Raw genomic sequence first — 9618 nt, 5'->3', positions numbered from 1 at the left:
ATCGCCGCCGGCTGAGCCCGGCCCCGCCCGCCGCGCGCGCCGCGCCGGGTCTTCCCGCCCTGCCCTCCGCTTCCCTCCGACGAAAAGCCTCTCCCGATGCGCAGCCTCTCCCCCTTCCTGCGGGATGCCTGGGCCCTGGCCCGCCCCTATTGGAACAGCGAGGAGCGCTGGCGGGCGCGCGCGCTGCTCGGCGTCGTCATCCTGCTGAACCTGGCCCTGGTCGGCATGGGCGTGCTGCTCACCTACTGGCAGCGCGCCTTCTACAACGCGCTGGAGGCGAAGGATTTCAACGCCTTCACCCAGCTGATCCTGTGGGGCCATGGCGATGAGGACGGCTTCATGCCGGGCTTCACCCTGGTCGCCGCGATCTACATCCTGGTCGGCGTCTATGCCCTCTACCTGCAGCAGGCCTTGCAGATCCGCTGGCGCCGCTGGCTGACCGAGCGTTTTCTCACTGGCTGGCTGCAAGGCCGCGCCTATTACCGCATCAGCCTGACCGACCAGGGCACCGACAACCCCGACCAGCGCATCGCCGACGACATGCGCCTGTTCGTCGACGACACGCTGTCGCTCGGCCTCGGCCTGATGAACGCGGTGGTGACGCTGCTCTCCTTCGTCTTCGTGCTCTGGGGCCTGTCCGGGCCGATGGAGGTGCTGGGCGTCTCGATCCCCGGCTACATGGTCTGGGTGGCGCTGGTCTATTCGGTGGTGGGAACCTTCCTGGCGCACCGCATCGGCCGCAAGCTGATCGGGCTGAACTTCCTGCAGCAGCGCGTCGAGGCCGATTTCCGCTACGCCCTGGTGCGCTTCCGCGAGAACATGGAAGGCGTCGCCCTGCATGGCGGCGAGGCGCAGGAACAGCGCACCCTGCTGGCCCGCTTCGGCGCGGTGATCCAGAACTGGTGGGGCATCATGCGCGCCACCAAGCAGCTGACCTTCTTCACCTCCGGCTATGGCCAGCTCGCCGTCATCTTTCCGATCGTGGTCGCCGCGCCCGCCTATTTCGCCGGGCGCATGCCGCTGGGCGGGCTGATCCAGACCTCCTCCGCCTTCGGCGAGGTGCAGGGCGCCATGTCCTGGATCGTCAGCAACTACGCCCGCCTGACCGAATGGCGCGCGACCGTGGAGCGCCTGACCGGTTTCCAGCGCGCCCTCTCCGCCGCGCAATCCGCCGCCACCGAGGGGCTGTCCCGCCACCCCTCCCGCGACGGCGCGCTGCGGGCCGAGGGGCTGCGCCTGGCCCTGCCCGATGGCCGCGTCCTGGCCGATGACACCGGCCTGGCCGTGCAGCCGGGCGAGGCGGTGCTGGTCACCGGCGCCTCCGGCAGCGGCAAGTCCACCCTGTTCCGCGCGCTGTCCGGCATCTGGCCCTTCGCCCGCGGCCAGCTCGCCATGCCTCCGGGTGAGGCGCTGTTCCTGCCGCAGCGGCCCTATCTGCCGCTCGGCACGCTGCGCGACGCCATTGCCTATCCGCATGCGGCGGCCGAGTTTCCGGAGGCGCAGATCCTGGCGGCGCTGGAGCAGGCCGGGCTCGGCGCGCTGGCGCCGCGGCTGGACGACAGCGAGGCCTGGGACCGCCGCCTCTCCGGCGGCGAGCAGCAGCGCCTGGCGCTGGCCCGCGCCCTGCTGCTGAAGCCGCGCTGGCTGTTCCTGGACGAGGCCACCGCCGCGCTCGACCCCGAGGCGGAGGAGCAGCTCTACGCCACGCTGCGGCGCGAACTGCCGGAGACCGGCATCCTCTCCATCGCCCACCGCCCTGCGGTGGCGCGGCACCATGACCGGGTGCTGCGGCTGCGCGGCGGCGCGCTGCTGCCGGCGGAGCCGCCGGGCGAGGCCTGAGCGCCCGCCCCGGCGGCGGCCGCGCTATTCGACCGTCACCGCCTTGGCCAGGTTGCGCGGCTGGTCCACATCGGTGCCGCGCAGCACCGCCGCGTGATAGGCCAGCAGCTGCACCGGGATGGTGTGCAGGATCGGCGCCACGAAGGGGTCAACGGTCGGCAGCACCACCACCCGCTCGGCGAAGCGGCGCAGGGCGGGCGCGCCGGCGGCATCGGTGAAGGCCATGATCCGCCCGCCGCGCGCCGCCGCCTCCTGCAGGTTCGACGCCGTCTTCTCGAAGAGCGGGCCGGAGGGGCAGAGCGCGATCACCGGCACCGCCGGGTCGATCAGCGCGATGGGGCCGTGCTTCATCTCGCCGGCGGCATAGCCCTCGGCATGGATGTAGCTGAGTTCCTTCAGCTTCAGCGCGCCCTCCAGCGCGATCGGGTAGAGGCTGCCACGGCCGAGGAACAGCACGTCCCGCGCCGCCGCCACCTCCCGCGCCATGGCCTGGATCTCCGCCCCGTCCTCCAGCAGCGCCGCGGCGTGCGAGGGGACCTCCAGCAGCGCCGAGGTCAGCCGCGCCTCCTCGGCCGCCGAGAGGCTGCCGCGCGCCCGGCCGAAGCCGATCGCCAGGCTGGCCAGCACGGCGAGCTGCGCGGTGAAGGCCTTGGTCGAGGCGACGCCGATCTCGGGGCCGGCCACCGTCAGCAGCGTGCCGTCGCTCTCCCGGTCCATGGTGCTTTCCGGCACGTTCACCACCGAGAGCACGCGCTGGCCGCGCTGCTTCAGCAGCCGCAGCGCCGCCAGCGTGTCCGCCGTCTCGCCGGACTGGCTGACCAGGATGGCGGCACCGCCCTCGGGCAGCGGCGGGTCGCGGTAGCGCAGTTCGCTGGCGATGTCGGAATCCGTCGGGATGCGCGCCAGCTGCTCGATCCAGTAGCGCCCGACCTGCGCCGCCAGATAGGCCGAGCCGCAGGCACTGAAGGAAATCCGCGGCACCAGCGCCGGGTCGAAGGGTAGCGCGGGCAGCGCCACGGCGCGGCTCGACGGCTCGATATACTGGCGCAGCGTGTCGCCGAGCACGACGGGGTGCTCGTGCAGCTCCTTCTCCATGAAGTGCCGGTAATTGCCCTTGCCGACCGCCGCGCCGGAGAGCGAGGTCAGCTTGATCGGCCGTTCGACAGGCCGGTCCTCGGCGTCGAAGAACTGCGCCGAATGCGCGTCCAGCACCGCCCAGTCGCCTTCCTCCATGTAGGCGATGCGCCGCGTCATCGGCGACAGCGCCAGCGCGTCGGAGCCCACGAACATCTCGCCCTCGCCGAAGCCGATGGCCAGCGGGCTGCCCTGGCGCGCGGCGATCAGCTTGCGCGGATGGCCGGCGAAGACCATCGCCAGGCCGAAGGCGCCATGGATCTTTTTCAGTGTCGCGGAGACGGCCTGCTCCGGCGTCGCGCCGCCTTCCAGCAGGTGGTCGATCAGCTTGGCGACGATCTCGGTGTCGGTTTCCGTCTCGAAGCGGACGCCTTGGCCTTCGAGCTCCGTCCGCAACTCAGCAAAATTCTCGATGATGCCGTTGTGGACGACGGCGACACGGGCGGTGGCGTGCGGATGCGCGTTGCGCTCGGTGGGCGCGCCATGCGTCGCCCAGCGCGTGTGGCCGATGCCGGTGATGCCGGGCAGCGGCTGGCTCTCCAGCACGCTGGCCAGGTTGCCGAGCTTGCCCTCGGCGCGGCGGCGCTCGATATGGCCGTTCACCAGCGTGGCGATGCCGGCGCTGTCATAGCCGCGATATTCCAGGCGCCGCAGCGCCTCCAGCAGACGGGGGGCGGCGTCCTCGCGCCCGACAACGCCAACGATGCCGCACATTACTTCGTCTCCTTGCGGCGGGCGGCGCGGAACGCGGCCGATCCCCCGGGCTTCTCCACGGCGCGGGCGCGGGCGAAGGCCAGCGCGTCCGCCGCCACATCCTTGGTCAGCACCGAGCCCGCCGCCGTCATCGACCCGTCGCCCAGGCGGATCGGCGCCACCAGCGTGCTGTGCGAGCCGACGAACACCCCCGCCCCGATCTCGGTGCGGAACTTGCCGAAGCCGTCGTAATTGCAGGTGATGGTGCCGGCGCCGATATTGCTGCCGGCGCCGATGCTGGCATCGCCCAGATAGCTGAGATGGTTGGCCTTCGCCCCCTCCCCCAGCACGGCGTTCTTCAGCTCGACGAAATTGCCGACATGGGCGCGCGGCCCGACCTCGGTGCCCGGGCGCAGCCGCGCGAAGGGGCCGATGACCGCGCCCTGCCGCACCACGCAGCCCTCCAGATGCGAGAAGGCGCGGATCTCCACCCCATCCTCCACCGTGACGCCGGGGGCGAAGACCACATTCGGCCCCACCACCACATCGCGGCCGAGCCGCGTGTCATGGCTGAACACCACACTCTCCGGCTGGATCAGGGTGGCGCCGTTCTCCATCGCCTCGCGCCGCAGCCGGGTCTGGATCTCGGCCTCGGCGGCGGCCAGCTCGACACGGCTGTTGATGCCGCGCAGCTCCGCCTCCGGCGCCTCCACCGCGCGCACCCGCCTGCCCTCGGCCACCGCCAGCGGCACGACATCGGGCAGATAGTATTCGCCGGCGCGGTTGTCGTTGCGCACGCCGCGCAGCCAGCGGAACAGATCCGCCGCCGGGGCGCAGAGCACGCCGGCATTGCACAGCCCGATGTTGCGCTCGGCCTCCGACGCATCGGCCCATTCGACGATGCGGGTGACATTACCGGCCGCATCCTGCAGCACGCGGCCATACTTCGCCGGGTCGGCGGGGCGCATCGCCAGCAGGGCCAGACCGGCCTCCTGCCGCGCCGCGCGCAGGCGCTTCAGCGTCTCCGGCGTGATCAGCGGGTTGTCGGCATAGAGCACGGCGACATCGCCGGGGAAATCCGCCAGCAGCGGCGCGGCCTGCAGCGCGGCATGGCCGGTGCCCAGGCGCTCGGCCTGCACCACGGTCACATGCGGCGCGGCGGCCTTCTCCAGCGCCGGCATGTCGGGGCCGACCACCACCACCAGGCGGTCGAACACCCCCTCGCAGGCGGCGATCAGATGGTTGAGCATCGGTCGCCCGGCAAGCGGATGCAGCGCCTTGGGCAGGCGGCTCTTCATGCGGGTGCCGAGACCGGCGGCGAGCAGGATGGCAGCAGCGGACATGCGCCGGGATGTGCCGGAGCCACCCAATCCGGGCAAGGGCTTACACCGTCACTTCGCATTGCCGCACGAAACATGGCAAAGCTGCCGGCCATGCAACGCACCGTGATCTTCGACCTGGACGGCACGCTGGTGGACAGCCGGCCGGACATCCACGCCGCGCTGAACCGCCTGATGGCGGCGCGCGGCCAGCCCCCCTTCACGCTGGAGGAAGTCACCCGCTTCATCGGCGACGGGGTGGCCATGCTGATCCAGCGCGGCTTCGCCGCCCGCGGCCTGGCCCCGGACCCGACCGCCCTGCCCGCCTTCATCGCCGATTACGAAGCGAATGCGGTGGTGGACACCAGGCTGTTCCCCGGCATGGCGGAGGCGCTGGACCGGCTGCAGGCCGCAGGCTGGGCCATGGCCATCTGCACCAACAAGCCGGAACGCGCCGCCCGCCTGCTGCTGGAGGCGCTGGGCCTGTCGGGGCGGTTCGTGGCGCTGGGCGGCGGTGACAGCTTCCCGGTGCGCAAGCCCGACCCGGCGCATGTGCTGGCCACCCTCCAGGCGGCCGGCGGCGACGCCGCCCGCGCCGTGATGGTGGGCGACCACCACAACGACATCGCCGCCGGGCGCGGCGCCGGGTTGCCCGTGGTGTATTGCGGCTATGGCTACGGCCTGCCGGAGATGGCGGATGGAGCGCCGGTGGTGCGGGCGGCCGGTGAATTGCCGGAGATGCTGGAAAAGATTCTAGGAAAGTAAGCGTTCTTTTTTGAAAAAAGAACCAAAAACTTTTTTCCGTTGGCGTCCCGCTGACGGCCTGAGGCGGGACGCCAACTAACGAAGTCTTTTTGCTTCTTTTTCTTCAGAAAAAGAAGACTCTTACCTGGCTGGCGCGCTGGCCTCGGACCACGCCGGCTTGATCTCCACCAGATACCCGGTCAGCCGCCCCAGCCAGCGGCCCGGCATCTCCACCCGCACCGGCAGCACCGGGCCGCCCGGCACGGGCTGCGCCATCCAGGCGGTGCCCTGCTGTGGCTCGCGCGCCTCGGCGCCATCCTCGTGCCGGAAACCGGCCAGCTGCCGGGCCTGGAAGCCACAGCGCACCGCCTCGCCATGCCAGGCCTGGCTCCAGGGGGCCAGCCGGTCGCGCCCCTCGGTCACGGCACGGAACTCGGCGCGGCGGCGGCCGTCGAACACCGCGGCGCTGCCTTCGCACCGGCCGGTGGCGGCCAGGTTGCGGGTCAGCTGCGCCAGGGCGGTCAGGGAATCCACGGTGTTCCGTTGCAGCTCGGGCGGCACCGCCTCACGGTCCGGGTCGGATTCGGGGACCATCAGCCGCGCCACCGGCTGGCCCTGCGGATATTCCAGCACGGTCTGCCGCGGCGTGCCGCGCCATAGCCCGTCACCCACATAGCGCACCGGGCGCGCCTGACCGCCGGCCCAGACGCCATCCACCCGCGTCGCCTGCCGGCCACTGGCGAACCAGCCGGCCACCCCGGTGAAGCGGAAGCTGCTCTCGATGCGGTAGCGGTCCGGGGCGGTCAGGTCGAACACGACCTCCACCCGCATCACCTGCATGCCTGCGGCCTGCACCACATAGATGGCGCGCAATGGCTCAGCCCGAGCCTGGCCTGGCAGCGCCAGCCCCCCCAGGCCCAGGGCGGAACCCGTCAGGACGGCCAGCAGGGGGCGAACAGGGCGCCATGTCATGGGAATCACATGGGGGCGCCATGCCTTTGTTGGAAGAGGAAAATAATGCAGCGCAGCCGCTTGACGGCCCTGCGGCCCTCCCGTAAAAGCCGCCTCACCCCGATGGGTGCGTAGCTCAGCGGTAGAGCATCGCCTTCACACGGCGGGGGTCACAGGTTCAATCCCTGTCGCACCCACCATCGGGGTTTCCCATATTTCCATCCTTCGTGGATGACAAGGCACTCGGCGCCCATGCGCCTTGAGGCCTGTTTTCGCTTTGAAATTCAAAGCCGATCTCCCCCACCCCGAAAACCTGACGCGGCTCTTTTGTGTCACGCCGCCTTCTGTTTCCAGAAGGCGGCCCGCTTTTGGTCACGGCGACGGAAAACTCCGCAGAGCTTCAGTTTGACAAGATCCGCGATGCCCAAGCGATTTTATCGTTGCCCGCGAATGAAACGTACCTGTCAGACAGCTTGTTCATGTCCAGGATCGGCGTGGCATCCGGCTGAAGGGTGACGGCGAAGAAAAAAGCCGATTGGTCAACGCCCCAGATTTCGCTGCGGCTCTTGTCTCCCACGATGAGCCAGAAATACTTTCCAACATAGGAGAGGGCATTGCGGGATGCCTCGCAATTGCGAAGGTAGACGAGATTTACTATGACCGTTTTCCACGGGAAGTAATTCTTCACCGGCCTGACCCGAACGCCGACATCCGCGCCGGCGAACTGCAATGCGAAATCCTTGGCATCCTGCTGCAGCGCCACATCAATGTCGCTGATGAGCAAGTCGCACCCGTAGAGGTCCATGACCCGGGAGGCAAAAATGAACCTCGCCGTGGCGTAATAAGCCTTGGTGTGGGGCTGGTCCCGGTACTCGCTGAAACTGAAGTTGACCTTGATCCCAGGCAGCCCGTGGATGAGGTTGACCAGCTCGCGGGATCGCGCATCCGGGTTGACCACATGGAGATGGATCAAGTCCGAGAACCCGGCCTTCAGCGCACTGCGAACGAATGCCTCTCCGAACTTGGCGAAGTAGCCGGCATCGGCGGCGCAAAGATGAACCACGGAGCCGCGCGCCACCTCATGGCGCAGATCCAGCTCCCAGGCTGGAGCGGGCGCGGCTGTGGTGGTCAACGCCTCCCACCGCATCTCCTCCCATGGCAGCACGCAGTGCATCGACTTTTGAAGGGTCGGGATCTCGAAGGGGTTGTCGGCCTCGACGTGCCGCGCTTGGTCGATGAGATCAACGGCTTCCTTGTGGCGGCGCGCCAGGAAGGCCTGCGCGCTCCGTCCAAGAAGGTGCCAGCACTGGGCGCCGAACTGCTCCTGCCAGGCGTCCAGCAGGGCGTCGTTCTCGGCCAGGCAATCCGCAGTGGTCACCTCAAAATTGCACAGAAGCAGGAAGTTGGCGCAGGTGGCCCACATGGCATCCCGCGATCGGCTCCGCTCCGACAAGTCCATCGCCCTTCGAAAGTATTCCCGCGCGGCGAGAGGCTGCCGCGAATGGAACAGGGAATGGCCGATTCGGTAAGACAACCAGGAAACATGAACCTGACTGGCATCCGGAAATTGAACCGAAAGAGACAAATTAGAGTCGTCTTTTTTATTGACCCGAAGATACTTCTTGTTTCGCCCAATGATGCGGACAAGGATTTCCTCGGCCTCCTCCCATCGCCCCTCCGCCGCCATCGCGAAGGCCAAACGGTTGCTTGCGTCCAAATCCTCGCGGACAACGCTGGGAGTTTGCATCGGCTATGATCCTCATTGGCCAGAGGTAACTATTTGCCGCAGGTTTGGCGCGCAAGCCAGAACACAAAAAACCTGCCTCGGCGCCAAACCAACGCCGGTTGGCGCTCGCATTTCCCAACAGGCGCACAGGGGAAGGCAAACAATAAAACAGCAATAATAAATTCGAATTCATGGCGCGAAAATATTCATGCATCCGGGGTCACAGCTTCAATCCCGGCCGCACCCGCTCCTGGGGCCTCTCCTTTCAGCAGAGCCATACGGCGCGCCATGACAGAATACCCGGCCGCCTTTGTTTGGGTTCCATCATTCCCGGTCCTTCTCGATGACCCCAAGCTCCGCGGCGCTGTCGCGGCCGAGGCCGGCGGTGAGGAAATCGAGCGTCATCGGCAGCGCCATGGTCAGGCGCGGCAGGTGCATCAGCCCGATCCGCCCCTGCCGGATACGGCCCGACAGCAGGTGCCCGCCCCGCTGCCGCGCGGCATCGAGGAAATGCAGGTGGCAGCCGGGCACCGCGACCGTGTGCAGGAAGGCGGGCGTCCAGAAGCCGCAGAGCGTGCCCTCCGCCTCGGCGAAGTCGAAGGTCGCCTGCTGCTTCGCCACCTCGACCAGCGGGGTGTAGGCCTCCTGGCGCGGCACGCTGCGCACCCGCAAGGCTTCGAACACCCCGTCGATGCGGATGGCGTAGAGCATGTTGGGGGATGGGATCAGCCCCTCCACCGCCGCCTCGATGCCGCTGCCGGGCAACGCCTCGTCGATCGTGTCGGGGCGGTAGGGGGCGACGCAGGCGAAGGGCGTGCGGGCGGTGCCGGGCACCTCGCGCGCCGCGCCGGTGTTGTCCACCTGCCAGGCGCGGCCTTCCAGCACCACCATCTCGCCATCCAGCTCCTCGAAGGTGCCGAGGCCGAGATCACCCTGCGACAGGATCTCCGCCACCGTGGCGGTGCCTTCGTAGAGCCCGTCCAGCAGGGCGTTGACGGGGGCGGACAGGTAGGCGGTGCGGTGCATGGCGGATCCTCCGGCCCCAGCGCAGCCCAGCCCGGGCCGCGACGCAACCGCGCCACCCCGGAAAAAGCGAAGGCCCGGCGGATTTCTCCGCCGGGCCTTCCGTTCCGGAACCGCGCCCCTCAGCGCGGGGCGGCCGGGGCCTCCGGCGCCGGGGCCTGGGTCTGGCCGCCGCGCGGGCCGCCCTCG

Annotated in this window: 7 protein-coding genes and 1 tRNA gene; 3 read left to right on the top strand and 5 right to left on the bottom strand. The window is 69.0% G+C overall.

All coding sequences use genetic code 11. The features are described from left to right. Nucleotides 1–96 precede the first annotated feature (96 nt). A complete protein-coding gene (locus HMPREF0731_RS11130) occupies nucleotides 97–1839 on the top strand; it encodes an ABC transporter ATP-binding protein/permease (protein ID WP_007004221.1) in 1743 nt (580 codons plus the stop codon). A gap of 24 nt (nucleotides 1840–1863) precedes the next feature. Here the strand turns inward: HMPREF0731_RS11130 and glmS are convergent, their stop codons facing one another. Beyond that, entirely contained in the window at nucleotides 1864–3687 is a 1824-nt protein-coding gene (gene glmS, locus HMPREF0731_RS11125) for a glutamine--fructose-6-phosphate transaminase (isomerizing) (RefSeq protein WP_007004220.1), read from the bottom strand. Then, complete coding sequence (gene glmU, locus HMPREF0731_RS11120; protein WP_007004219.1) at nucleotides 3687–5009, bottom strand: bifunctional UDP-N-acetylglucosamine diphosphorylase/glucosamine-1-phosphate N-acetyltransferase GlmU; 1323 nt, start codon at nucleotides 5007–5009, stop codon at nucleotides 3687–3689. The genes glmS and glmU overlap by 1 nt, the downstream gene beginning before the upstream one ends. A 90-nt stretch (nucleotides 5010–5099) precedes the next feature. On the opposite strand from glmU, the gene gph reads away from it, so the two are divergent. Next, on the top strand, nucleotides 5100–5750 hold the full coding sequence (gene gph / locus HMPREF0731_RS11115) for a phosphoglycolate phosphatase (protein ID WP_040612997.1): 651 nt from the start codon (nucleotides 5100–5102) through the stop codon (nucleotides 5748–5750). 120 nt (nucleotides 5751–5870) lie between these two features. On the opposite strand, the gene HMPREF0731_RS11110 is transcribed toward gph, so the two are convergent. Then, nucleotides 5871–6602, bottom strand: a complete 732-nt coding sequence (locus HMPREF0731_RS11110) for a DUF3108 domain-containing protein (protein ID WP_007004217.1) — start codon at nucleotides 6600–6602, stop codon at nucleotides 5871–5873. 203 nt (nucleotides 6603–6805) lie between these two features. Between HMPREF0731_RS11110 and HMPREF0731_RS11105 the strand changes: the two genes are divergently transcribed. Next, nucleotides 6806–6880 (top strand) — tRNA-Val (locus tag HMPREF0731_RS11105). A gap of 200 nt (nucleotides 6881–7080) precedes the next feature. On the opposite strand, the gene HMPREF0731_RS11100 is transcribed toward HMPREF0731_RS11105, so the two are convergent. Continuing rightward, nucleotides 7081–8427, bottom strand: a complete 1347-nt coding sequence (locus HMPREF0731_RS11100; RefSeq protein WP_040612681.1) for a hypothetical protein — start codon at nucleotides 8425–8427, stop codon at nucleotides 7081–7083. Between the two features lie 303 nt (nucleotides 8428–8730). After that, on the bottom strand, nucleotides 8731–9432 hold the full coding sequence (gene budA / locus HMPREF0731_RS11095; RefSeq protein ID WP_007004215.1) for an acetolactate decarboxylase: 702 nt from the start codon (nucleotides 9430–9432) through the stop codon (nucleotides 8731–8733). Nucleotides 9433–9618: the final 186 nt, after the last annotated feature.

This window comes from Pseudoroseomonas cervicalis ATCC 49957, assembly GCF_000164635.1.
Classification (GTDB): domain Bacteria; phylum Pseudomonadota; class Alphaproteobacteria; order Acetobacterales; family Acetobacteraceae; genus Pseudoroseomonas; species Pseudoroseomonas cervicalis.
The sequence above is the reverse complement of the archived record's forward strand: the minus strand, read 5'-3'. Positions and strand labels throughout refer to the sequence as shown.

What these genes read in the sequence shown, in the direction of transcription:
- gph (WP_040612997.1), top strand. Translation starts at nt 5,100, where the DNA reads ATGCAACGCACCGTGATCTTCGACCTGGACGGCACGCTGGTGGACAGC.
- HMPREF0731_RS11130 (WP_007004221.1), top strand. Translation starts at nt 97, where the DNA reads ATGCGCAGCCTCTCCCCCTTCCTGCGGGATGCCTGGGCCCTGGCCCGC.
- glmS (WP_007004220.1), bottom strand. Translation starts at nt 3,687, where the DNA reads ATGTGCGGCATCGTTGGCGTTGTCGGGCGCGAGGACGCCGCCCCCCGT.
- HMPREF0731_RS11100 (WP_040612681.1), bottom strand. Translation starts at nt 8,427, where the DNA reads ATGCAAACTCCCAGCGTTGTCCGCGAGGATTTGGACGCAAGCAACCGT.
- budA (WP_007004215.1), bottom strand. Translation starts at nt 9,432, where the DNA reads ATGCACCGCACCGCCTACCTGTCCGCCCCCGTCAACGCCCTGCTGGAC.
- glmU (WP_007004219.1), bottom strand. Translation starts at nt 5,009, where the DNA reads ATGTCCGCTGCTGCCATCCTGCTCGCCGCCGGTCTCGGCACCCGCATG.